The sequence below is a fragment of the Aphanizomenon sp. CS-733/32 genome (assembly GCF_028330045.1).
GTDB lineage: Bacteria > Cyanobacteriota > Cyanobacteriia > Cyanobacteriales > Nostocaceae > Dolichospermum > Dolichospermum gracile.
The window spans coordinates 1-22,961 of sequence record NZ_JAQMSE010000020.1; the positions used below are offsets into that span (position 1 = coordinate 1).

General features: G+C 37.4%; 22 protein-coding genes and 1 pseudogene. 7 read left to right on the forward strand and 16 right to left on the reverse strand.

The annotated features are described in order from the left end of the window. Positions 1-134: 134 nt before the first annotated feature. Together PN471_RS01400 and apcB are read right to left on the reverse strand one after the other, a co-directional pair. Positions 135-386 carry a WG repeat-containing protein gene (locus tag PN471_RS01400; RefSeq protein WP_193894556.1) on the reverse strand — a complete coding sequence of 84 codons (252 nt, stop codon included), beginning with the start codon at positions 384-386 and terminating at the stop codon, positions 135-137. A gap of 244 nt (positions 387-630) precedes the next feature. Next, complete coding sequence (apcB, locus tag PN471_RS01405) at positions 631-1,140, reverse strand: allophycocyanin subunit beta (RefSeq protein ID WP_193894555.1); 510 nt, start codon at positions 1,138-1,140, stop codon at positions 631-633. Between the two features lie 370 nt (positions 1,141-1,510). On the opposite strand from apcB, the gene glnA reads away from it, so the two are divergent. Next, positions 1,511-2,926 (forward strand): type I glutamate--ammonia ligase, encoded by a 1,416-nt coding sequence (glnA, locus tag PN471_RS01410; protein ID WP_271775364.1) that lies wholly within the window; start codon positions 1,511-1,513, stop codon positions 2,924-2,926. Positions 2,927-2,994: 68 nt separating this feature from the next. Here glnA and PN471_RS01415 read toward each other — a convergent pair whose 3' ends face one another. From PN471_RS01415 to PN471_RS01430, 4 genes are all read right to left on the reverse strand, one after another. After that, positions 2,995-3,195 carry a hypothetical protein gene (locus tag PN471_RS01415; RefSeq protein ID WP_096669614.1) on the reverse strand — a complete coding sequence of 67 codons (201 nt, stop codon included), beginning with the start codon at positions 3,193-3,195 and terminating at the stop codon, positions 2,995-2,997. Positions 3,196-3,589: 394 nt separating this feature from the next. After that, on the reverse strand, positions 3,590-4,636 hold the full coding sequence (locus PN471_RS01420) for a zinc-dependent dehydrogenase (RefSeq protein ID WP_271775365.1): 1,047 nt from the start codon (positions 4,634-4,636) through the stop codon (positions 3,590-3,592). Positions 4,637-4,692: 56 nt separating this feature from the next. After that, positions 4,693-5,529: a PIN domain-containing protein gene (locus tag PN471_RS01425; protein WP_271775366.1), complete on the reverse strand. Its 837-nt coding sequence runs from the start codon at positions 5,527-5,529 to the stop codon at positions 4,693-4,695. Between the two features lies 1 nt (position 5,530). Continuing rightward, on the reverse strand, positions 5,531-6,010 hold the full coding sequence (locus PN471_RS01430; RefSeq protein ID WP_271775367.1) for a helix-turn-helix domain-containing protein: 480 nt from the start codon (positions 6,008-6,010) through the stop codon (positions 5,531-5,533). A gap of 478 nt (positions 6,011-6,488) precedes the next feature. Between PN471_RS01430 and PN471_RS01435 the strand changes: the two genes are divergently transcribed. Continuing rightward, the gene (locus PN471_RS01435; protein ID WP_271775368.1) at positions 6,489-8,630 is read left to right on the forward strand and encodes a serine/threonine-protein kinase; all 2,142 of its coding nucleotides are present in this window, start codon (positions 6,489-6,491) and stop codon (positions 8,628-8,630) included. Positions 8,631-8,654: 24 nt separating this feature from the next. Here PN471_RS01435 and PN471_RS01440 read toward each other — a convergent pair whose 3' ends face one another. The 9 genes and pseudogenes from PN471_RS01440 to PN471_RS01480 form a co-directional block, all read right to left on the reverse strand. Further along, the gene (locus PN471_RS01440; RefSeq protein WP_271775369.1) at positions 8,655-8,936 is read right to left on the reverse strand and encodes an antibiotic biosynthesis monooxygenase; all 282 of its coding nucleotides are present in this window, start codon (positions 8,934-8,936) and stop codon (positions 8,655-8,657) included. Next, positions 8,911-9,138 (reverse strand): annotated as a pseudogene (locus PN471_RS01445) (helix-turn-helix domain-containing protein); the annotation flags it as partial. The pseudogene PN471_RS01445 and the gene PN471_RS01440, both read right to left, overlap by 26 nt. A gap of 183 nt (positions 9,139-9,321) precedes the next feature. Continuing rightward, positions 9,322-9,888 carry an MAE_28990/MAE_18760 family HEPN-like nuclease gene (locus tag PN471_RS01450; RefSeq protein WP_271775370.1) on the reverse strand — a complete coding sequence of 189 codons (567 nt, stop codon included), beginning with the start codon at positions 9,886-9,888 and terminating at the stop codon, positions 9,322-9,324. Next, complete coding sequence (locus PN471_RS01455; protein ID WP_271775371.1) at positions 9,888-10,970, reverse strand: DUF262 domain-containing protein; 1,083 nt, start codon at positions 10,968-10,970, stop codon at positions 9,888-9,890. The genes PN471_RS01450 and PN471_RS01455 overlap by 1 nt, the downstream gene beginning before the upstream one ends. Before the next feature lie 139 nt (positions 10,971-11,109). Then, a complete protein-coding gene (leuS, locus tag PN471_RS01460; protein ID WP_271775372.1) occupies positions 11,110-13,689 on the reverse strand; it encodes a leucine--tRNA ligase in 2,580 nt (859 codons plus the stop codon). A gap of 135 nt (positions 13,690-13,824) precedes the next feature. Beyond that, positions 13,825-14,703, reverse strand: a complete 879-nt coding sequence (locus tag PN471_RS01465) for a DUF4351 domain-containing protein (RefSeq protein ID WP_271775373.1) — start codon at positions 14,701-14,703, stop codon at positions 13,825-13,827. A 237-nt stretch (positions 14,704-14,940) separates the two neighbouring features. Beyond that, positions 14,941-16,521 (reverse strand): caspase, EACC1-associated type, encoded by a 1,581-nt coding sequence (locus PN471_RS01470; RefSeq protein ID WP_271775374.1) that lies wholly within the window; start codon positions 16,519-16,521, stop codon positions 14,941-14,943. Beyond that, positions 16,514-16,909: a hypothetical protein gene (locus tag PN471_RS01475; protein ID WP_271775375.1), complete on the reverse strand. Its 396-nt coding sequence runs from the start codon at positions 16,907-16,909 to the stop codon at positions 16,514-16,516. Before PN471_RS01475 ends, PN471_RS01470 begins: the two co-directional genes overlap by 8 nt. 304 nt (positions 16,910-17,213) lie before the next feature. Continuing rightward, positions 17,214-17,996: a TIGR01548 family HAD-type hydrolase gene (locus PN471_RS01480; RefSeq protein ID WP_271775376.1), complete on the reverse strand. Its 783-nt coding sequence runs from the start codon at positions 17,994-17,996 to the stop codon at positions 17,214-17,216. Between the two features lie 456 nt (positions 17,997-18,452). Here PN471_RS01480 and PN471_RS01485 point away from each other — a divergent pair, with 456 nt between their 5' ends. From PN471_RS01485 to PN471_RS01500, 4 genes are all read left to right on the forward strand, one after another. Further along, the gene (locus PN471_RS01485; RefSeq protein WP_271775377.1) at positions 18,453-18,746 is read left to right on the forward strand and encodes a hypothetical protein; all 294 of its coding nucleotides are present in this window, start codon (positions 18,453-18,455) and stop codon (positions 18,744-18,746) included. A 20-nt stretch (positions 18,747-18,766) separates the two neighbouring features. Then, entirely contained in the window at positions 18,767-19,003 is a 237-nt protein-coding gene (locus PN471_RS01490) for a DNA-directed RNA polymerase subunit omega (RefSeq protein ID WP_015079483.1), read from the forward strand. Positions 19,004-19,159: 156 nt separating this feature from the next. Then, positions 19,160-19,660: a hypothetical protein gene (locus PN471_RS01495; protein ID WP_442867120.1), complete on the forward strand. Its 501-nt coding sequence runs from the start codon at positions 19,160-19,162 to the stop codon at positions 19,658-19,660. A gap of 11 nt (positions 19,661-19,671) precedes the next feature. Next, positions 19,672-20,034: a hypothetical protein gene (locus PN471_RS01500; protein ID WP_193894516.1), complete on the forward strand. Its 363-nt coding sequence runs from the start codon at positions 19,672-19,674 to the stop codon at positions 20,032-20,034. Positions 20,035-20,122: 88 nt separating this feature from the next. On the opposite strand, the gene PN471_RS01505 is transcribed toward PN471_RS01500, so the two are convergent. Beyond that, complete coding sequence (locus tag PN471_RS01505; RefSeq protein ID WP_271775378.1) at positions 20,123-21,028, reverse strand: alpha/beta hydrolase; 906 nt, start codon at positions 21,026-21,028, stop codon at positions 20,123-20,125. Positions 21,029-21,385: 357 nt separating this feature from the next. Between PN471_RS01505 and PN471_RS01510 the strand changes: the two genes are divergently transcribed. Further along, positions 21,386-22,882, forward strand: a complete 1,497-nt coding sequence (locus PN471_RS01510; protein ID WP_271775379.1) for an HlyD family efflux transporter periplasmic adaptor subunit — start codon at positions 21,386-21,388, stop codon at positions 22,880-22,882. Positions 22,883-22,961: the final 79 nt, after the last annotated feature.

Genomic DNA, 22,961 nt, shown 5'->3' on the forward strand with positions numbered 1-22,961 from the left:
AAATGCTTTCGGAAAATTGTTTGATATGATTGTGGTAACATTTTTTGCTTCGGGGGCTTCTTTGTCCCTATTTTTTTACTCCCTTATTTTCTCAAATTATTGCCACATCTCATCTTCAACCGCCTTGTCACCCGTTAAGAAAATTTTCCTACTTTATCAAACTGAGGTTCAATAACCAACTGTGCAGCCTGGTTGACATATCCATATCCCTTACCGCTAAAATTGATGGGGTATAAGTTTTCAGTCTTGGTTTCATATCCCTTTTGCAACATACTCATGGGATATGATTTTTCAGTTTTAGATATTTGGACTATATGAAAAGCGATCGCACCTACCAATGCCAGCAATAATAGAATCAGCAGCCAAGACCTTTTCTGAAACACCATTAGTATATGTTCTCCTGAGCATTGGTAGATGTAACAACCAATTTGATCTACTATCCAGTAATATACAATACATTACTCAAACAAACATCCTGTATATCCTTAAATCCTGAAAATCCTGATTCTGACAATTATTAAGAAAAATAAACGCACCTTGCCAAAAGAGTCAAAGTGCGATCGCTATTTAGTCCGCCTTCGGGGACTTTGTTTGTGTGGTTCGGCGATTTCTAATGGCCAGGTCTATGAATTAAACATCAATCTCACTCAATTCACGAGTGATATAGTCAAAAGGCTCGTCCACAAAAGCAGTATTAGCAACACCAGCAGCCGCCACCTGTTCCTTAACGATACCCTTCATAATTTGGATACCTTGAACAGTTGAACCAATGGGTACACCCAAGGAATTGTAAGTTTCCCTGAGTCCTTGTAATACACGCTCATCCAGAACATTCATATTACCAGCCACTAGTGCATAGGTAGCATAGCGCAGATAATAGTCCATATCCCGTAAACAAGCGGCAAAGCGACGAGTTGTGTAAGCATTACCACCAGGACGAATTAATTCTGGTAGTTCTTCAAATAACTTTGCACCGGCTTGTTTAACAATCGCGGCTGCATTGGAATTAATTGCGGCTGCGGCTTGAACTCTGGCTGTTCCACTATCAAAGTATGATTTGAGACTATCAATGGCATTCCGGTCAAAATAACGTCCGGTTAGGTCATAATTCTTAATTAAAGTTGTAACGGCATCACGCATTCTTGTTTCTCCCAATCATTTAGCTATTTATGGTTTGATATTAATTTGGTTGCTACTAAAGCACCCACAAAATTCCGTGCCAACTCACATAAAATAGTTACCGGCACAAAACTATCCATCTGCTATTTAAGGATTTTATGCCAAAGTTGACCCCTGAGCATGAATTTTCTGATTTGAGACAGATTAAGAAAGAAAGGTTAACATAACCTGTAATCCAGGCAATCTGTGACAAACATGACAAAATCATGTCAAGTTAACTATTTAGGATATTCCTGGTAGTGTGTGACAACTTGGGTTAGGATAACGGCTTGAGGTTGAGCAGACTTTAGGTTTATACTGGATAATTGGCTACATCAGGAGTAAAGTAAAAATGACAACCGCAAAAGAAATCTTGAAGAAGATTCAAGACGAGAAAATTCAGATGATTGATCTGAAATTCATTGATACATTGGGAACTTGGCAACATTTGACCATGTACCAAGACCAGATTGATGAAAGTTCATTCACTGATGGCGTGCCTTTCGATGGTTCTAGTATTCGGGGTTGGAAAGGTATCGAAGAATCTGACATGACAATGGTACTCGATCCCAATACTGCTTGGATTGACCCGTTCATGAAAGAGCCAACTCTAAGTATTATTTGTAGTATTAAAGAACCCCGCACAGGCCAATGGTATAACCGTTGTCCCCGCGTTATTGCCCAAAAAGCCATAGATTACCTAGCTTCTACAGGACTTGGTGACACTGCTTTCTTTGGTCCTGAAGCTGAATTCTTCATCTTTGATGATGTCCGCTATGATCAAACCACCAACGCTGGTTACTACTACGTAGATTCCGTAGAAGGTCGTTGGAATACTGGTAGAGAAGAAGGTCCTAACCTGGGTTACAAAACCCGCGTTAAAGAAGGTTACTTCCCAGTTCCTCCCACTGACAGCTTTCAAGATATGCGGACAGAAATGCTGCTAATCATGAAAGATTGTGGCGTACCCATCGAAAAACAACACCATGAAGTTGCGACAGGTGGTCAGTGCGAACTTGGCTTTAGATTTGGTAAATTAATCGAAGCTGCTGACTGGTTGATGACTTACAAATATGTCATCAAAAACGTTGCTAGAAAATATGGCAAAACCGTCACCTTTATGCCCAAACCCATTTTTGGTGATAATGGTTCTGGTATGCACTGTCACCAGTCTATTTGGAAAAATGGTCAGCCTCTATTTGCAGGTGACAAGTACGCTGGCATGAGCGAAATGGGACTTTACTACATCGGTGGTATTCTTAAACACGCTCCAGCATTGTTGGCAATCACCAACCCCACCACCAACTCTTACAAACGCCTCGTACCTGGTTATGAAGCACCTGTGAACTTGGCTTACTCCCAAGGTAATCGTTCTGCTTCTGTGCGGATTCCTCTTTCTGGAAATAACCCCAAAGCCAAGCGTTTAGAATTCCGTTGTCCAGACGCTACTTCTAATCCTTACTTGGCTTTTGCGGCAATGCTTTGTGCTGGTATTGATGGTATCAAAAACAAAATTCATCCTGGTGAACCCCTAGATAAAAATATCTATGAACTTTCCCCAGAAGAATTATCTAAGATTCCTTCTACTCCCGGTTCTTTAGAATTGGCTTTGGAAGCTTTGGAAAATGATCACGCTTTCTTAACTGAAAGTGGTGTTTTCTCTGAAGACTTTATCCAAAATTGGATTGATTATAAGGTTGCTAACGAAGTTAAGCAAATGCAATTGCGTCCACATCCCTATGAATTCTTCCTATATTACGATTGCTGATTGCAACAGGCACTAAAGCTAAATCTAGCAATTCTTTAGCCACCCTCTGGGGTGGCTTTCTTTTTCACTTAACTCATAGTCGCTTGGCTACGTCCATAAAGTGTCTGGGTAGCTGAATCCATTTTACCTTGAATGGGATTCCAATAGTGAGACATTCCTTCATGTAAACCAAGCTCTTGTGCAGCTCGCATTAACATGGATTGTTGACGGTTTTTAGCTTGCTGATGTTGACGCACCATCAATTGACGAGCTTTTTCTTGAATAGACATGACACTACCTCCTCTACATTGATTTACTAAGAAATAATTTACTATTTCCCGCAATCGAATCATAACACAAAAATCTGTAGCGTAAACTACAGAATCCAAAATATAGATGATTACATTTCCTCTATGCTGCTTGCATTTTCGATGAGAACATAAAAATCTGTAGCATAAACTACAAAATTAAGAAATGATATAAAACTTAATAAGTTCTTTCCCCCTCTCCCCTGCTTCCCTTACGGATAAATTAAAATTTTATAAGTTTCTGCCGTAGGGGCGTAGGCGCAGCCCGTCGTAGACATCGCTTGATCTACGGCTTGTGGTAAATCTTGTAGTTGTCAGAATCAGGATTTCCAGGATTTAAGGATTAACAGGATTAATCCCCAAATCCTAAATTGATTTACGGATAAATTAAAATTTTATAAGTTTCTGCCGTGGGGGCGATCGCTTGATCTACGGCTTGTGGTAAATCTTGGAGGGGATAGCGATCGCTAATTAAGGCTTTGACATCAATACGGCGATTAAAAACTATGTCCGCAGATAGGCTTTGCAGGCGATAGGATGAGCTATAACTGCCCATTAAGTCTATTTCCCGACGGTAGAGAGTATTGGGGTTAATGGGTATGGTTAACTCGTCTGGGAACTCTGCAAAGAAGAGAATTTTTCCACCCTTGCGAGTACAGTCTAAAGCTTGAAAAAATGCTTTATCACTGGGAACAGCTAACAAGGTGACATCAACACCCATTCCCCCAGTTAAAGCTTGAATTTTGGTAGGTAAATCAGGATCACGAGCGTCAAAAGCTGCTTCTGCACCTACTTCCAGAGCTTTTTCAATTCTAGATGGTAAGAGGTCGGTAGCGATCGCTCTAGCACCAAAATACTTCACCAACATCATAAACATTAACCCAATCGAACCTGCACCAGTGACTAATACAGTTTGTCCCGGTGCAATTTGGGCTTTTTTGACAGCCTTTAAACAGCAATTAGTGGGTTCAACAAAACTCGCCTCCTCAAAACTGATATCATCAGGAATCGGAATCAAGCCACCATTTTCCACAATGTGTCCTGGAACTTTCACATACTCCGCAAAACCGCCACCACTGGCGTTAAAACCTGCCGTAGTCGAGATATTTTTATAAACATCACACATCGAGAAATTATCACTTAAACAGTAAGCGCAACGCATACATGGTATATGGTGCATCACCGCTACCCGTTGTCCTACAGTCCAGCCTTTCACCTGTGAACCAACAGCCGCAATAGTTCCAGCGGTTTCATGTCCAAATATGCGTGGCGGTTCATACAAAGGATAACGAATCTTTTTAATATCGGACTGACACAACCCCACAACCCGCACCTGTACCAGCACTTCATCTGCTTCTAGTGTCGGAACTGGAACTTCTTCGTAGGATAATTGATTTACGCCTCTAAATACTTGTGCTTTCACGTTGGTTTTCCACTATTCAACGTTACTAGATTTAACATTTTGTGGTTGAGATTAGGTTATGAGATTTCAGATTTTTGGGTTTTCAGTTCTTCTGATTCTTGTTCTAGAGTTTCTGCAAACTTCTGAAATTTCTGGACATCTTCTGATGAGAGATATCCACCAATTCCCCCGTTTTCAAACCTGAGAATTTCACACCGATTATCTTTAGCAGTAATTGTTAAAATTTTCCCTTTTTCCCAGATTCGATACCATTTACCTTCATAGCAGCGACCACCCTCTGGAGCAGCTTTACCTAGTATATCCAATGCTATTTTCGCAGTTTGTACAATTTCCTCAGAATACATCTGGCAGCGGATACTACGAGCAAATTTTGGTACTGTATTATCTTTTTCTAATTTATCAAGTAATTCCGCAGTAGTGATCGGCGGGGTTTTAAGTGCCTCAGACTGCTGCTGAATTAATGTAATCATCTTTCCTGGGAATTGCTCATCCAGGTCAAGTAAAAAATCATCTGGATGCCAAGCTTCAATGTCATAAGGAGCTAAAGCTTCTACAGCAAAATCATCAAGGTTCGCAGTAACAATCACCTCTGCTTTAGCAACTATAGCAGCGGCGACAACATGGTGATCTCCTGGATCATTAGTCATCGCGGCAATTAAATGATCTGGTACTTCTACCATCCCGTTAGGAAAATATTTCTTAATTTCTTTTTGAAAGTGTGCTTCCTTGGCATTTACCATTCTCTCCTTTTTTACAAGGTTGCGAGTAGCACCATCTAGAATTTCCTGTGAAAAATAGAATTCGTATAGCCCTGCCTCAGCAGCACGCATCAAAGTATCACATAAAGGCATAGGGTAGATAACACAAGAATCCAAGATAACAGAGAGTACCATTTTACTGATCTAATTCGCTACTCTCATTATCATAGAACCCCTCATCTTGCAAAAACTGAGTAAATTGATTAAGTCCTTCCCGACGCTTAGTATCGCGTTCTTCCTTATATTTCATCAAATCATCAAAGCGAACACGCCGATGTGTTCCTACTCTAATACAAGGGATTTCACCCTGATTTAATAACTTAATTAGGTGAGGACGTGAAACTTTAAGCAGGTCTGCTGCTTTTTGAGTCGTCAGTTCTCTATCTTGAATGACTACAGATATTATTTTACCTAATGCCAGTGCATGAACAGCCTGATGTAATATTTGATAAACTGATTCGGGAATAGGAATTTCTTCGCCATTAGTTCCTACTAATTTTGGTTGAGAGCCTTCAAGTTGGAGGATACTTTCAAGGTACTTGATGGATAACTGTTCCTGTTCTTGAGCTATAACTGACTCTAAAGGCAGGTTTTGCCCCGGTATGATAGTCTTCATAGTGAATATGTTTTTGATATTTGATATCTATATCATATATTTTATATCCTCTAAACGCAATATCCGAAACGGTAATTGGATAAAATAGGCTTTGTAACTCGTTGTGACAAAGCAATAGATTTTATTTATTTTTTATACATTTTTATTGAAAAACTAGATAAAACTTTGTAAATTTTCATCACAGTTTTACATATCTGTAACCCAAAATACAGATTAATAAATCATCTTAATTAGAAAACTTATATAAAGAAATAATTATTTTTACCTAAAATATAAACTTAATTTCCACCAAAATATACATCACCATAATAATGGCAAAATGCCGTTATTTTCCATTTTCAATGAGATATCATCAAAATAATTGGCAATAATATATCTTTCATACTTGTGAAGTTCCAGGTTAAATATAATTACTAATTGCCATAGTCAAATCTAGGTTTATCTATATATTTTATCATGCAGATGCACCATATAGATCATGATCTGCTGTCTAAATCCCGATTGTTCAAGTCCTCAAAATCCAGATCATCATCAACTTTGTCAAACTTGTCACACTCCGTTAGTGCCACTTTTGAGAAATCGGTTTCGTGTCCTCCGTGTTCTTTCTGATGAAGGCGGATTTGGCAGAACTTATATATCAGAAGATATTGATAAATTAAATGAATTATGTGTAGTTAAACAACTAGCACCAAAATTTCAAGGTACTTGGTCACAAAAAAAAGCAACTCAACTATTTTCCGAAGAAGCTAGACGACTGCAAGAATTAGGAGAACATCCCCAAATTCCCACGCTTGTAGCTTATTTTCAGCAAGATAATTGCTTGTATTTAGTACAACAATTTATTGATGGTCAAAATTTACTTAATGAATTGAAATCTCGCAGAATTTATCAAGATTGGGATATTCAATCTATTTTATTGGATTTATTACCAATTATCAAATTTGTGCATCAACATGGCGTAATTCATCGTGATATTAAACCAGAAAATATTATTCGTCGAAAATCTGATGGGAGATTAACACTCATTGACTTTGGTTCTTCCAAACAGTTAACTGCACAAGTGCAGCGAAAAAATGGTACTTCTATTGGTTCACATGGTTATTCTCCCATTGAACAAATTAGAGATGGAAAAGCTTATCCTGCCAGTGATTTATTTAGTTTAGGTGCTACTTGTTTTCATCTATTAACAGGAATTTCCCCTTTTCAATTATGGATGGAATATGGTTATGCTTGGGTAGGAAATTGGCAGCAGTATTTACGCTTTCCTTTGAGTTCAGAATTATCAGAAATCATAAATAAATTACTCCAAAAAGAACTAGATAGTCGCTATCAATCTGCTGATGAAGTAATTAGAGATTTGATGAAAAAACATACTCATATTCTACCAGCAGCAAATCATAAAATCATAAAATCACCTGGGAAAAAAGCTCAATCACATTCATCAAAATATACTTGGGTCAGAAATTTAATTTTCATATCGGGGATAATTGTCTTTTTCGCATTAGCAGAATCGGGTTATCGAGAATTTCGCAAATTAAAAACCAACTTCTCATTTAGTTGGAGTCAACCTCGCAATAGTCCACCAATCTCGGCAATATCAGAAAAAAAATTATCTTTAGTTAATACTTTCTCTGGACATAAAAGCAAAGTTCTATCCGTAGTTATGAGTTCAAATGGTAAACTAATTATCAGTGGTGGTGATTGCGAGAAAAGTAATAATAGTCAATGTCATAATCTTAAATCATGGGATGTCATTACAGGTAAAGAAATTGCCAGTCTTCAGGGACATTCCCAAAATGTCAATGCAGTAGTTATCACTCCTAATGGGAAAACTTTAGTTAGTGCTAGTGATGATAAAACTATTAAAGTTTGGAACTTACAAACAAATCAATTAATTCACACTTTAATTGGTCATACAGATGCGGTGCATAGTTTAGTTATTAGTGGTGATGGGAAAACTTTAATTAGTGCTAGTGATGATAAAACTATTAAAGTTTGGAACTTACAAACAAATCAATTAATTCGCACTTTAATTGGTCATAAATATTGGGTGCGTTCTGTAGATATTAGTCCTGATGGTGTTACCTTAGCAAGTGGTAGTTTTGATAAAACGATTAAATTATGGAATCTTAATCAAGAAGCACCAATTCTGAATTTAGCTACCAGTTCACAAACAGTTATAGCTGTGGCTTTTAGTCCTAACGATAAAATTTTAGCAAGTTCCAGCCGCGATCGCGTAAGCGCTGACCGAAGGTATCGCACAATTAAATTATGGAATCTGCAAACCCTCAAAGAAATTCGGACTCTCATGGTAGGAGATAATAGTGTGAATACTATTGCTTTTAGTCCCGATGGTAAAATTTTAGCAAGCGCTGGACGAAATATTTCTGAAGAACCAATCTATCACACCATTAAACTCTGGAACGTAGCTACAGGAGAGGAAATGCTAACATTGACGGGACATAGTAATGCTGTCACCTCCCTTGCTTTTAGTGCTGACGGGAAGTTTCTAGCTAGTGGTGGTGAAGATAATTTAATTAAAATTTGGCAGATTCCAGTCAATGATGACAAAAATTTTCCCCGTCGAGGTTTGGTACTTGATAAAACTAAATTCCGGTAGTTTGTGAGATGACGGATTATAACTCTACAATGTCCCCGATTCTAGTTGATCTAAATATATGAAATCAGGAGACTTGACTCCAGCTTCTTGTCTAATTTTTACGAGTTTGGGAGATTCAAAAAACCGCTTTGCATCTTCTATTGATGTCCATGATGAAAAATGCACTATTTTATTGGGATTATTTTCATACTTTAAAACCTGATATGCTATTTCTCCAGCTTCCTTGCCGATATCGGTAGCATTATCAAAAACCTTTTTCCATGATTCATAGTCTGCAACTTCATGGATAATTAATACATATTTCATGATTTTGTTTAATTAGTAGTGTTTCTTGATTTGCTAATTCTGCTAAAGTTTCTCTACGTTTAGCATCAATTGTATTTTTATACTCTATCAAATCTTGATAGAACATTCGGCAACGATTTCCGACTTTATGACAAGGAATTTGACCAGAGTCTAATAATTGAATCACATAAGGATGGGAAACATTGAGAATTTTAGCTGCTTCTTGTGTGCTTAATTGATCGGAAGTAGTAAGATTTTATTTTCTGGTTTGCATTTTATTTAACCCAACCTACAAACTATTTAAGATATGACCTATTTATAAACCCAGTTTTAATTCTATCAAACACTAAGTCCATAAGTTTATCCACCAGTTTAATTGCTCTTTCTAAATCTTCTCTCTTTACTACTATAGAACCAGGTTCTCCATGAGCAACTTTATTTCTAGTGTCGAGGAGGAATTGATCGAGTTCTTTTTTAAGGAATATCCAGATCCAGGTTCTGGATATTTGGGAATTTTATCTAAATTAAAATCAGTCAGTATTCTATTTAAAACGTTAAAATCAACATTGCTTTCTGTATTGAACTTCTGGGGATCAATTTCCAAATGATTAGTTTTATAAAACATTCCCAATTTATTGAAAAAATTTACTTTTTTACTAAATTTATCTGCATCTGGATATTGCTTAAATTGGGAAAATGTAGATTCAATATGATATATTAATATTCGATCACACACTTGATCAATAGTAAGTTCTAATTTATTTAACTCTCGGATATACATTTTAAAAGCAGTTTGAATAAAACCTTCCCAAATAGAATAAATTATTGGGATTGAATGGTAAAGAAATAATTGTTCATCTCTTGGCGAAAATCCGTATCTGACATACAGCAATCTTAACCGTGACATTAACTCTCTTCTTTCCTCAATGTCTGACATTATTTCTTGTTCTAAAAGAGTAATCTGATTAGTCATTATTTATTGATGTTTCCAAATATTCTCTTTGCTTCTGTCAGATGATTGATAATTCTGTCTTTTTGATTATTTCCTCCTCTTCTGGAAAACTTGATTAAAATTGTATCTGTACGCACCTCCTGATTTATTTTATTTAAAATCACGTCTGATGGTTGAGATCTGTAATAATCATAGTTTTCTGCCACACCAATTGTAATAACATCATAAAGAGCAGTTGCAAAATTGCCGTCACGCTGACGAAAAATCTTTCTTCCTAAAGGTTGCAGCAATGCAAATACTTGAGTAAATATTCTTTCATAACCTTCATAATCAAAATTTTCTTTTTCTAAAGCATCTTTCATGAACTTAGTCATGTGTTGTGAAATACTGGTGCGGACTTCTTTGAGATTGTTGTAAAGAGAAATAAATCTCAAAGCCAATTCCTCATCATACAATTCCTCATATTGCTCATTACTTAAATCAATTAATGTCCGAAAATCTTGATTAGCTGCAAGCTTTTTGAGAAAATCATTAAACTTAGGTGAAATATCCCTGTAAATACAATTTCTAATCTCCTGAGTAGTCAACGGAGAACCACCAGTATTCAACCTATTGAACAGTTCAAAGCGCATATCATAATTACTATTCCATCTCAGAATTTCAACTCTGCAAGTTGATCTTTTTATGTTTAGTCGAAACTGATTTGGTATTGTTTCATAAGTGAATCCTTCTAAAGATTCTACTCGTTCACCTTTCATCAACTCCCAATTATTTTTATTCCTAATACCTTCATCTTCACTTTTCAAAACTCCAAAAAACGAAAGTACAGTAGAAATTCTTTGGAGACCATCAACTAATTCCCATACTCCATCCCCATCTTCAGCTACAAATATGGGAGGAATGGGAATACCTAAAAGTATAGACTCAATAAAGCGTGTTCTCTGTTCTTCATCCCAACGAAAATATCTTTGAAATGCAGGTTTAATAACAATTTCTTTATCTTCATACATACGCATTATTTCTCCGAAAGATACATCAAGTCTATCAGTGTGTAATAAATTTCTCTGTTCTTCGATTTGTATTTTCAGTTTTTCAGTATCCATGTTATTTACCGTTAGCGATGGGTAATTGTTATTATCTGATTATATCAATTTGTAGGTTGGGTTGACGTAAGGAAACCCAACATCAACCAACAATAATAAATGTGTTGGGTTGCATTTCATTTAACCCAACCTACAAAACCTAACCCAAAACGAAATTCACCAACTTACCAGGAACAACGATCGCCTTTTTAACTTCCTTACCTTCAAGATAACGTTGTCCAACCTCCGACTCCCGCGCATATTTTTCCAATTCCGCCTTATCAGATTTTGCAGGAACTTGAATAGCACCGCGAGTTTTACCCATAATTTGAATCACCAAAGTAATTTCATCAGCTATCAAAGCCGTAGGATCAAAACTTGGCCAAGTTTGAGTATGCACCGTCCCCTTATTCCCCAACAAATGCCATAATTCATCAGCAATATGGGGAGCAAAAGGCGCTAACATAATCACCAAAGTTTGAATCCCTTCCGCGTAAATTGGCGAATTATGACAATCAGCATCAGTTAAGGCATTACTTAACTTCATTAATTCCGAAATTGCGGTATTGAATTGATATTCATCTACCACATCTTCCGTCATTGCCTGAATTGCTAAATGAATCGCTCTCCTTAAATCTTTTTCCTCTTTACTTAACTTATCAATTTCAGCTTTTTGCTTACAAACTCCCGCCGCAGCGTAATCTGTCACCAACCGCCAAACGCGATTTAAAAAGCGGAATTGTCCCTCAACATCAGCCTCATCCCATTCTAAATCTTTTTCAGGAGGTGCTTTAAATAAAATGAACATCCGCGCCGTATCAATGCCATATTTATTAATCACATCTTCCGGGGCAACCCCATTGCCTTTGGATTTGGACATGGTAGCATAGAGACGTTGTAAAGGTTCTCCAGTTTGGGGATCTACAGGATTATTAGCATCAACTAAATTTGAAGGAATCCATTTATCCTTACCACCTTTATTCGGGTTCATGTAAGTTAAACCTTGCACCATTCCCTGAGTTAACAGCTTTTGAAATGGTTCATCAAAGTTAAATAAACCTCTATCTCTTAATACCTTAGTGAAGAAACGCGAATACAATAAATGTAAAATTGCGTGTTCAATTCCCCCCACATATTGATCTACTGGCATCCAATCATTTACTTTGCCAGAATCAAAAATCTTTTCCTCATTCTTGGCATCAGAATAACGTAGGAAATACCAAGAAGAATCAATAAAAGTATCCATTGTATCGGTTTCCCGTTTCGCAGGAGTACTGCAAGTTGGACAAGGGACATTTACCCAACTTTTCAATTGTGCTAAAGGTGAACCACCACGACCACTTAATTCAATATCTTCCGGTAATTGTACAGGTAAATCTTTGTCGGGGACAGGCACAATTCCACATTCAGGACAGTGAATAACAGGGATAGGTGCGCCCCAATAACGTTGTCGAGAAATCAACCAATCTCGCAGGCGATATTGTACTCTTAATTTACCAAAATTGTGTTTTTCTGCAAATTCGATAATGGCTTTTTTCGCATCTACAGAATTCATGCCATTAAAGTCACCAGAATTAACTAAAATTCCCGCTTCTGTATATGCTGATTTTAAAGTTTCCTCTGCACCAATTTCCGGGACAATTACCACTTTAATAGCTAAATTCTGTTCTTTGGCAAATTTGAAATCTCGGACATCATGTGCCGGTACACCCATTACCGCACCTGTACCATATTCATAGAGAACATAATCTGCAATCCATACGGGTACTTCTTCCCCAGTGAAGGGATTAATAACTTGACCGCCTGTAGGAATACCGCGTTTGGGTTTATCTTCCGCAGTCCGTTCTAACTCGCTTTGGTTGCTGACTTCTTTAATAAAGGCTTCTACGGCTGCTTTTTGTTCTGAGGTGGTAACAACCTGAGTTAAGGGGTGTTCTGGGGCTAAAACGACGTAACTCACACCATAAACAGTGTCGGGACGGGTAGTATAAACGCCGATTTTTTCATCTGCACCAACAGTAGGAAATTCTAAATAAGCACCTGTGGATTTTCCAATCCAGTTGGCTTGCATTAATTTAACTCGTTCAGGCCAACCTGTGAGTTTATCCAAATCATTTAATAATTCTTCGGCGTAATCGGTAATCTTGAAAAACCATTGTCGCAATAATTTACGTTCTACTATTGCACCACTGCGCCAAGAACGTCCTTCATTATCAACTTGTTCGTTTGCTAATACAGTTCGATCAATGGGGTCCCAATTAACTGCGGCTTCTCGTTGATAAGCTAAACCAGCTTCTAAAAATTGCAGAAAAATCCATTGTGTCCATTTGTAATAATCGGGGGAACAGGTAGCAAGTTCAGTTTCCCAATCTAAGGATAAACCCAGACGTTGTAATTGTTGCCGCATTTGGGCTATATTTTGATATGTCCATTTGGCAGGGGGTACACCTCTATCAATGGCGGCGTTTTCTGCGGGTAGTCCGAAAGCATCCCAACCCATTGGATGTAATACCCGATACCCTTGCATCCGTTTGAGGCGGGCAATCACATCTGTAATTGTATAGTTACGGACATGACCCATGTGCAGGCTGCCGGATGGGTAGGGGAACATGGAAAGCGCGTAGAATTTTGGCTGATTTTGATCTTGCGGTGTTTTATCTAAGCCAAGTTCTAACCATGTTTTTTGCCATTTTTCCTCAATTGCGGCTGGTTGGTATGATGTTTTTTGAGGGGACTCCACAATTAAAACTCCTAATGCTTTTATCTAGTTTCGCTATTGTGGCATAATCTAGATATATTTTTTTCTCACGCAAAGGCGCAAAGACGCAAAGGTAAGAGTTTTTAGAATTAATTTCAGCGAAGTTCGTCCCATGATTTAGCAATGTTCCAGCCAAGTTTCTAAGTCTGTAACTGATGTGAAATCTAATAAAGCTTCTCCTAATTCTTCTAGTTTCTCCACAGTTAACTCTTGGACTTTTTGAATTAATAATGAATCAATTTCCCCAACTCGGCGATTTAAGAGACGGATAATTAGACGCTGTTCTCCTTCTTGTTTGGCGAGTTCTCTGTCTTGTTGGTAAAGTGGTGCTAATCGCATAATCAACTCCTGATCTTCTGTTTGTGAACTTTGATTGATTTTTAAGTTTTTCTGGAGGTTGTAGAGTAGTTCTAAGGTGATTTTGACGTAAGGTTGATTTAATGGTAACGCAGCTAATTCATCAATTGCTCGTTTTTGGACTGTACCTCTACCTAAAAGTCTTAACCATAGTGTTTCTTGAGTTTGGGGTAATTGATGAATAACAACAATTGCGGCGTGTAATGATTTTGCTAAATAGTATATTCCGGGTAAGGAATCTGGTTTTGTTGTCTCGCTAAATCCTGATATGATGTTCTTTGATGCGGTGGGGGTGAGAATCCATAATTTAGGGATCTCAATTTTTGCGGTGGTGGTTTGTTCGCGTTTGGCTGCTCTTCTTAATGCACCTCTGACTTCTAATGATTTTAACAGACAATCACAAATTTCTTCTGTTGATGCTGGGTTACGAAATGGCTCAAATATAGCTGGTCTTGTGGCTAATTTGCCTAATAATCCTAATAGTTCTACGTTGGTTGTTTGATGGGGAAATGGTGTAAATAATACGTCTATTTCTCGGATTTCTCCAGCTACTTGACTGGCTGCTTGTACTTCTCCGAATGGTTTGAGTAGTTCTTCTAAATAGTCTTTGGCGAATTGGTCATGTATAAAGCGAGTCATTTTCGGGATTGCTTTAGAGATATTTTAGATGTTACCAGATCCCCGACTTCTTTAAGAAGTCGGGGATCTATTCTATGCTATTTACTTGACTAAATCTAAAGTTTTCTGTATTATGGACGAAGCACTCATCAAGCATCCGCAAGTCTGAAAAAAATATTTTTGATCGCTCCACTCCGTTACGCTAGGAGAGTGAAAAGAATAAGAGCGCAGAGCGCAAAAGAGCAAGAGTGTAAAGTGCTAATGAGTCCACGCAGCACCACACACAACACGAAAACCGTAGAGGAAGTAGTCGAAGCCCGCATCATTAAAGAGACGAAAGGCCGAACGGCAATACTCAGGATAGTAGTCCCAAGAACCGCCGCGCAGCAGCTTTTCATTAACGCTTAGACTTGTCCAAGCACTGCCATCTTTAGGCGCATTTATATAATTTTCCTGCCAATCATCTTCGCACCATTCCCACACATTCCCACACATATCATATAAACCAAAAGGGTTGGCCGGAAAAATTCCTACCTCTGTGGTTTTTCCTCGATATTGTCCTTTTTGTCCCTGCCCGTAAGTGTAGTTACCATTATAATTAGCTAAATCCGTAGAAATTGTTTCCCCACAATAAAACGGGGTAGTAGTTCCTCCACGACAAGCATACTCCCACTCAGCTTCGCTAGGCAAACGATAGGTTTTATTTGCCATTCGGGAAAGTCTGTCACAAAATTCTCGAGCATCATTCCATGATACACGCTCAACAGGCAGATTATCACCTTTAAAACAAGATGGATCAGATACTAAATCAATTTTAACTTTAGGTAAAGCAGCTACAAGTCGCCATTGTTTTTGAGTGACTAGATATTTACCCATAAAGAACGAGGGAACAGTAACATGATGCTGTGGACTTTGGGATTCGAAATAACCTTCTTCATTTTTTGGAGAACCCATGATAAAAGTTCCTCCAGGAATATGTACCATTTCCAGTAATACACCATTTCCTAAATCTTGGGCAAAATACTCGGCACTTTTGGTAATGCGGTTAATTCCTGTACCATTCTTATTTATCTGAGCAGTTTCAAACTGGAAAGTTTTTAACTGCAATTTTTTGGGAGCATAGGCCAATAAAATATTGTATCCTTCCTTATCCAGAATGATATCTGGTGTCATGTTACGCTTCACCGCTTGGACTCTTGATTTAGCGTAATCGTGTAGTTCGTGAACATGAATATTGCCATCGTTATTTGTATCTGCTGCACCAGTCTCAATTCCCTCAACTAAATATTGAGTATAGAGGGAAAGTGTCGCACCTTCTTGTGTAAAGGAAGTTTGAGTTACACCAGAAGATGTAAGCACAACTCGACCTTCCGCGCCTAATTGCTTTTTGATGATATCTACTCCAGTACTTTTTGTGTGCCAACCACTAGCAAAAGCACCACTGTAACAAGCATCTAAAATTAAAACTTGGCGTTTAGAATAACAATTTTTTGATTGTGTTTGAATAAAATTTGCATCTACAGCAGTGGCTTCAAAGTCATCTTTTGCTGTGTTGCGAGTTGCTAAATAGAGATGATTATCATCATTAGTAATTCCATGTCCAGAAAAAAAGAATAATAATAAATCCTCTTTACTTGCATTCCTAAATAGCTTTTGAATTGCTATTCTCATAGCTACTGTATCAGGATTCAGCAGCCGTTGCACCTGTGCAAAGTTTCCCAAGTTAGGATTTTGCAAAACTCGTTCCATAGCCTCGACATCATTGAGTGCAGATAATAGGGGTGGGATACCTGCACCATACTCACTGACTCCAATCAGCAGCGCTATTTTTTTAGCCATTGTTACCACCCATTGCGGCTAATAGGTCTTTGGCTATTTTTTCGCTTTCTAGCAGTTCTTGGCGGCTTTTGGCTTTGATACTGACTTCTTTATCACCGGCTTTGACAGTCAGTTCTATGGGTTTATCTCCCAAGCGATCGCCTAAAAAGCTCAAAAATGTTTTAATATTTTTCATACTGACTTGTGCTGTCAGCACTCCGATCAAAGTTGCAAAACCTGGCTTACTTCCTGCTTCTGGGTTAAAATCTTCAGCACGGTCTACTTTTTCCACTTCATCCAAATCCCGCAATTCCCGCAGCAACTTACTTGCTATTTTTAGCCGTCTGTCATCATCTAATTCTGGGTCGTCAATAGCAAAAGTAAATTGAATTGTGTAATCATCTGTCATATTCACTACCACGCTCCAGTTATTTCCCTAGTAATATAGCATACGGTAAAACTTTTTACTGTAACATTCTTGTCAAAAAAAGTTTCTTCTTTGTGAGTAATGACTTTTATTTTCATAGTTTGAAGTTCAAGTTTTTCAGTAGGGGATGATTTTAAATCATTATATCTTAATAATACGGTTGAGAGCCTGTTGTTGGTACTTTTGGAAAAAATTTCCCCAATTTGCCATTTACTAGTTTTAAATTAGACATTTTGATGAATTTTCTATTGTTCTAGATAATTCAGAAGAATCGGCGGGGATGAGTTCACGATTCTAATTGAGAAATCGTTTTCATTGTTAATTCTTGCACATTTTTAAACACTAGCTTTGCCCCAGCTTGTATCAGCTTTTGTGTATAAGCTTCACTAACTGCTGTTGTTTCCTGAACGTGGGGAGGTAATACTCCAACACCTAACCAAGTTCGAGAATTATCTATGGCTTTGGCTTTTTCTACAGTGTGCATATCTGCTACAGTATCACCTACATAGACAACTGTTTGTTTTTGATTATTACCATTTTCTAAGATGTTAATAGTCGCAAAAAGTCCGGTAGGATCTGGTTTACCGGGTGCGTCTTCCATAGCAATTAGGATAGGAGATTGTAAACCTAAGCGTTTTTCTAAAACGTAGTTAGCACTCAAGCGAGTAGCGCCACTAAAAAACCCCCAAGCAATACCAGATTGCGTGAGTTCTTGAAAATAACTAGGTTGTGCTAATAAAGGTTCATGACAAATGTAGCCGTTCCAATTTTCGGAGTCTGTACCCCGATAACGGCTTTGAAAATAAGTAACAATATTTTCATAATCTAATTGGAGTTGTTCTCGTTGTTGTCCTTGACTGACAAAATGGCGGTAAATTAATTCTTGGGATGCTTCCCAATCGTTATTCCAAATTCCTTCTGATTTGAGGTTGTCAATGTCTGTTGGTGTGGGACGATAGGCTTGGGAGGTAAAATGTTCGACTGTATCGGATATTGCGCGACGATAGGAACCGCTAACGTCACGAATTACCCCATCTATATCAAATACAACTATTGTGCTTGTGATCATGGCAGAAATTGGAACAGGAGGACATACAAAGTTCTATAGTACGCCTTATGTGAGTTAAAAATATTGTGGTTTTATTAGGGTTTCCAGAGTTCTCTAGAACGATAATTCCAGAATCATCAACGGTATTACAAGGGTTTCCGCATTTAATTCACATAAGCCGTATAGTAATTCTAATTTAATTTTTGGTGTTGCTGATTAAATATATGACTATGTCTCACGCAAAGGCGCAAAAGCGCAAAGAATTAAGGTTGCAAAGGTTAAATTTCCCAATTTCATATTTTAATATGGCGATCGCCACGCAGGCTATCAGTAACGCCTGATTTTTTCATGCAAATAGATAAAAGGCTAAAAACTGACAATGCTGATATAATAAGGCTACGATTGCGATTAAATCAGTGGCAAACAATATAAAGTATGGTAACTATCGTTGTCCTGATTAACATTTTTATTTCTATTATGCTCTTTTATTTAGCTCAACAATTACGAAAAGCCAAAAATACTCTAGCATTGATAACGGATATATTTAATCAATATGAATGTGCTAGTTATGCAGCTTTACATAGGTTACCAGATAATATTTATTTAGCTAAGGAAAAGATGGAAAATCTCTATCTAGAGAACCAAATTTTTAACCAAAAAATCCAACAATTCCGGCAAATTCTCAGTCTCATTATCCTAGTTAAGCAAATTTCTCAAGGATCGTTGCCGTTTCCATATCTAAATTTGAAAAATCCGAGTAAACTAGGATAGAATCTCCAGAGTCATCAATTATGCTTAAGCGTTCCAAATTCGAGACAACTCAGTCTCAAATCATGCACCGTGCAGAAGAATTAATTAGTGCTGCGTCAAACCGCTATCGCATTACTGTACAGGTGGCAAATCGTGCTAAACGGCGACGTTATGAAGACTTTGAAAATAACGAAGATTCTATCATGAAGCCTGTACTCAGAGCTATTATTGAAATGTCTGATGAATTAAATCAGCCAGAAATTATCGGTGAATTGTAATTTAAAAAATCCTGGCGAATAGAATTCGCGGCTACAAAAGCAAAGTCCACCTTCGTGGACTCATAGAAGTTTAACCCACAAAGGTGGGTTTTGTCTGTGTAGAAGCGAATTCTAGTTGCCCTACTTATAAGTTTGGGGGTATTTTGGATAATGCAAATGAAACAGCAAAAACTTTTAAGAGGTCAATTTTTTTCACCATTTATTATTACTTTAATGACGGTGATAATAGTTGTTTTGGGAATAGGAAATAATAATTTATTGCATATTGCACCCGCAACAGCGCAAATATTTATTTCTAGCGATGTCTGGCAAAAAGTATATCAACAAATTCCTGATTTTCCCCAAGAAAATCAATATGTTAGTAAAACAACTGGAACAATTGTGGCTACAAATACTTTGGCTAGTCGCCTAATTCGCTATCATATTTATAATAAGGGTAGATCCCCAATTTATCGCCTGGATTGGAAACTGACTTTGGCTGATTATTTGGATGCGAATGAGACTATATATGTTGATAGTTATCCAGGTAATGATATTTTAAAGCAAAATCCTTTAGTTAGCGATCGCATGGCAATTAGTAAACTTACTCGTCGTCAAAGAAACAACCTTGTCCAAGTTTTAGTCAATATTTTTAGTCCCCCTGTTCAAAAGATGTAACTTTACCAGATATGGCGGATAAAAACTTAGAAGATATAATCGTCAAAGTTGCGAAAAAGGTCATTAGAAAAGAGATTAAAAACGGCAATTTGAATAATTTACCAATTATTTCTCCTGAATCTCATCATGGATTGGATAATTGGCAAAATCCAGACACGACAGAGGAAGTTATTGATGATATCCAAATTATTCCTTACACTAGATTACCTGATCAACAAGATATAGAACTTGAGCGTAAATTACGAGAACTCAAGTTTAAACAGGAGTTGAGAAAAGATTGGATTTCTTTTTTAGTGAAAGATGTAATTGTCTATTCTACAACTATGATTTTTATTTTGGTGCTGATTGGCTTTTATCTATTTCGGATTAATTGAAATTCAGAGGGAATAGGGAATAGTAATCGAGGGCGGGGAAACCCCACCCCTGCGGGTTTGACAATTTAATCACTGGTTCTCATATTGATTATTCATTACTGATAGTTGATTCTAATGGAACTACCGTAGCAGGTAAATGTTGATCCATCCAATTAACTAAATCAGTGATTACTTGAAGACAATTAATATCGTAGTGTAAATCATGATAACCTCCAGGATATTCAATTCTTAATTTATCTGGATAGATAACATTTTGATAAAATATTTCACTTCCTGCTGGCAAGGCAATTCTATCCGCACCACCATGTAAAATTAACAATGGTACTTGCCATTTTTTCGCATGATTATGAATCCAATCTACTGTGGCAAAAAACTCTGTAGATAACCTAGCAGTAGCGAGAGTATGGCGTAATTTATCTTGAGTATAGGAATCTAAAATTTTCTGATCTCGTGAACCTGCGCTGAAATCCAAGCCAATATTCAAGGAAAAACGGGGCCACACCTGGGAGAGTAATTTACCTAAAACAATGCGACTCAGGGGTACTCCTACTCGACCAATGCTGGGTGCAAAAGCAATTACACCTGATAACTCAGATTTACCTTGGACATAACGAAGAGTGTAATCTAAGGCAATTACTCCTCCCATGCTATGTCCTAATAGAAAAATTGGGCATTCTGGTTGTTGTTGTTGAATTAAATTGAGGAAAATTTGTAAGTCATCACGAAATTCAGCCCAGGTATTGATGTAACCTCTTTGACCAGATGAACGCCCATGACCGCGTAAATCACAGCCATAGATAGCATATTCTTTTGGTAACAAATGGTCAACTATCGTCTTGTAAAGTCCGCTGTGTCCTCCGAGTCCATGAACTATGACTAAAATTCCCTTGATTTCACCTCTAGGATGCCAACTTTGGTAATACAAATCAAGCCCACCCACACCTGAAAAATTTCCCTCTTCACGAGAGGCGATCGCATTGCTATGGTAGATCATAGAGTTAATTTTTTACGTTCCTATCTAGTAAGCTACTAGCTTATTAACGTATATTGTAGAGAAAAGTGCTTCTAACTGTAGGAATAAATACAGATAATTTTCCTAAAAACAATCATGTTATCAAAATAACCAGAATAATTAATATAGATCCCCGACTTCTTTAAGAAGTCGGGGATCTGGATATGTTCAGTGACTTACATAACAATATTTTATATTGGCATAGATTACTATTAAACATTTAGTCATACCAACTTTATGTGAGGCTACACAGAATCAGTAAATTCATGAATTTATCCCTCTTTATCTGCGTTTATTTGCGTTCATCTGCGTTCAATAATTCTAGAAAACTGACAAATTATGAAATTTTCCCTAGCTGCAAATGCTGTGCAAGCGCGTCAAACAAAAGAAAGATTTGCAAAACCAGAAGAACAATTATCCTATGAATTGGGCAAAGCAGTCCAGGAATTACCACCACTTTATACAAGATTATTAGCAGGAACAATTAGTTTTATCATTTTTGGAACAATTTCCTGGGCGCATTTTTCAGAAATTGATGAAGTCGCCACAGCCACAGGAGAATTAATTGCTTCCACCCAAGTTAGACCGGTGACAGCTTTGGGTAATGGTTCTATTTTAGCAGTGAAAGTGAAAGAAGGCGATCGCGTCACCAAAGATCAAATTCTCATTCAACGTGATCCCAATTTTCAGCAAACAGATGTCAACCGTCTAGCTAAATCTAGTAAATTAATTGAAGATGATTTACAACGATTACAAGCTGAACGTGCTGGAGGCAAAACTGCGGGAACAATCCTGCAAGATGAACTCTTAAACTCGCGGTTATTAGACTATAAAGCCAAACAAGCAGCAGCAGCAGCAGAAGCCAAACGTCAACAATCAATTCTCAATCAAGCCAAAGTCCGTTTGAGTCGCTTACAGGAAAATTTAGCCAATGCAAAAATCAGTTTTACCAATGTGCAAAAAAACTTAGAGAATGTTAAAAGTCTACGTTCTATGTTAGATAATAATTTATCTATTGCTAAACAACGGGAAGAAAATCTTCGTACCTTAGTTGAACCAGGTGCTTTAACCAGAGTTGATTATTTAGATGCTAAAGAAAGATTAAATCGTGCCAATGCAGATATTGTTAGAAATACCGATGAAGTTACCAAAAATCAAAATAATTTAACAGAAGCAAAAGATAAAATTGCCTCTTTAGAAAAAGATGTTGCTGCCCAATTTCAAGAAATAAATCAAGCAGAACAGGCTTATCAAACAGCCAAAAATCAAAATATTCGATTAACCTCAGAACGTCAAAGTGAAATTCTCACCCAAATTAATAAACGCAAAGAAGAATTAGCTACCGTTGCCGGTCAATTAGAACAAGCCAAACAACAAAAAGACGGAGAAACTATTAAAGCCCCCGTTGCTGGAACAATTTACAAAATTAAAGCTACTAAAGGTCCAGTTCAATCTGGAGAAGAACTATTATCAATTTTACCGGAAGGAGAAGAAATGCTGCTAGAGGTAAAAGTTCTTAACCGTGATATTGGTTTTATTAATCAGGGAATGAAAGCAAAGGTTAAAATCGCCACTTTCCCGTTTCAAGAATTTGGTGTAGTTGACGGTGAAGTATTACAAATCAGTCCCAATGCCATAATTGATAAAGACTTAGGTTTGGTTTTTCCTACCAGAATTAAATTAAGTAAACATTCCTTGAATGTACGTGGACAAGAGGTAGAATTCAATCCAGGTATGGCGGCTAATGCCGAAATAGTCACTCGCAAAAAGTCAGTTTTAACATTCATTATTGAACCGATTACTCGACGTTTTAGCGAGGCATTTTCTGTGAGATAAAAGTCAAGGGGAGGTAGGGGCGCAGGACTTGCGCCCAGTCAGGAACGAGTTTCAAAACAATTTATCCTAATTCCTCAAA

Excerpts from the sequence above, each read along its gene's own strand:
- PN471_RS01400 (WP_193894556.1), bottom strand. The coding sequence starts at position 386 with ATGGTGTTTCAGAAAAGGTCTTGGCTGCTGATTCTATTATTGCTGGCA.
- apcB (WP_193894555.1), bottom strand. The coding sequence starts at position 1,140 with ATGCGTGATGCCGTTACAACTTTAATTAAGAATTATGACCTAACCGGA.
- glnA (WP_271775364.1), top strand. The coding sequence starts at position 1,511 with ATGACAACCGCAAAAGAAATCTTGAAGAAGATTCAAGACGAGAAAATT.
- PN471_RS01415 (WP_096669614.1), bottom strand. The coding sequence starts at position 3,195 with ATGTCTATTCAAGAAAAAGCTCGTCAATTGATGGTGCGTCAACATCAG.
- PN471_RS01425 (WP_271775366.1), bottom strand. The coding sequence starts at position 5,529 with ATGGTACTCTCTGTTATCTTGGATTCTTGTGTTATCTACCCTATGCCT.
- PN471_RS01430 (WP_271775367.1), bottom strand. The coding sequence starts at position 6,010 with ATGAAGACTATCATACCGGGGCAAAACCTGCCTTTAGAGTCAGTTATA.
- PN471_RS01435 (WP_271775368.1), top strand. The coding sequence starts at position 6,489 with ATGATCTGCTGTCTAAATCCCGATTGTTCAAGTCCTCAAAATCCAGAT.
- PN471_RS01440 (WP_271775369.1), bottom strand. The coding sequence starts at position 8,936 with ATGAAATATGTATTAATTATCCATGAAGTTGCAGACTATGAATCATGG.
- PN471_RS01450 (WP_271775370.1), bottom strand. The coding sequence starts at position 9,888 with ATGACTAATCAGATTACTCTTTTAGAACAAGAAATAATGTCAGACATT.
- PN471_RS01455 (WP_271775371.1), bottom strand. The coding sequence starts at position 10,970 with ATGGATACTGAAAAACTGAAAATACAAATCGAAGAACAGAGAAATTTA.
- PN471_RS01465 (WP_271775373.1), bottom strand. The coding sequence starts at position 14,703 with ATGACTCGCTTTATACATGACCAATTCGCCAAAGACTATTTAGAAGAA.
- PN471_RS01470 (WP_271775374.1), bottom strand. The coding sequence starts at position 16,521 with ATGGCTAAAAAAATAGCGCTGCTGATTGGAGTCAGTGAGTATGGTGCA.
- PN471_RS01475 (WP_271775375.1), bottom strand. The coding sequence starts at position 16,909 with ATGACAGATGATTACACAATTCAATTTACTTTTGCTATTGACGACCCA.
- PN471_RS01480 (WP_271775376.1), bottom strand. The coding sequence starts at position 17,996 with ATGATCACAAGCACAATAGTTGTATTTGATATAGATGGGGTAATTCGT.
- PN471_RS01485 (WP_271775377.1), top strand. The coding sequence starts at position 18,453 with ATGCTCTTTTATTTAGCTCAACAATTACGAAAAGCCAAAAATACTCTA.
- PN471_RS01490 (WP_015079483.1), top strand. The coding sequence starts at position 18,767 with ATGCTTAAGCGTTCCAAATTCGAGACAACTCAGTCTCAAATCATGCAC.
- PN471_RS01495 (WP_442867120.1), top strand. The coding sequence starts at position 19,160 with ATGAAACAGCAAAAACTTTTAAGAGGTCAATTTTTTTCACCATTTATT.
- PN471_RS01500 (WP_193894516.1), top strand. The coding sequence starts at position 19,672 with ATGGCGGATAAAAACTTAGAAGATATAATCGTCAAAGTTGCGAAAAAG.
- PN471_RS01505 (WP_271775378.1), bottom strand. The coding sequence starts at position 21,028 with ATGATCTACCATAGCAATGCGATCGCCTCTCGTGAAGAGGGAAATTTT.
- PN471_RS01510 (WP_271775379.1), top strand. The coding sequence starts at position 21,386 with ATGAAATTTTCCCTAGCTGCAAATGCTGTGCAAGCGCGTCAAACAAAA.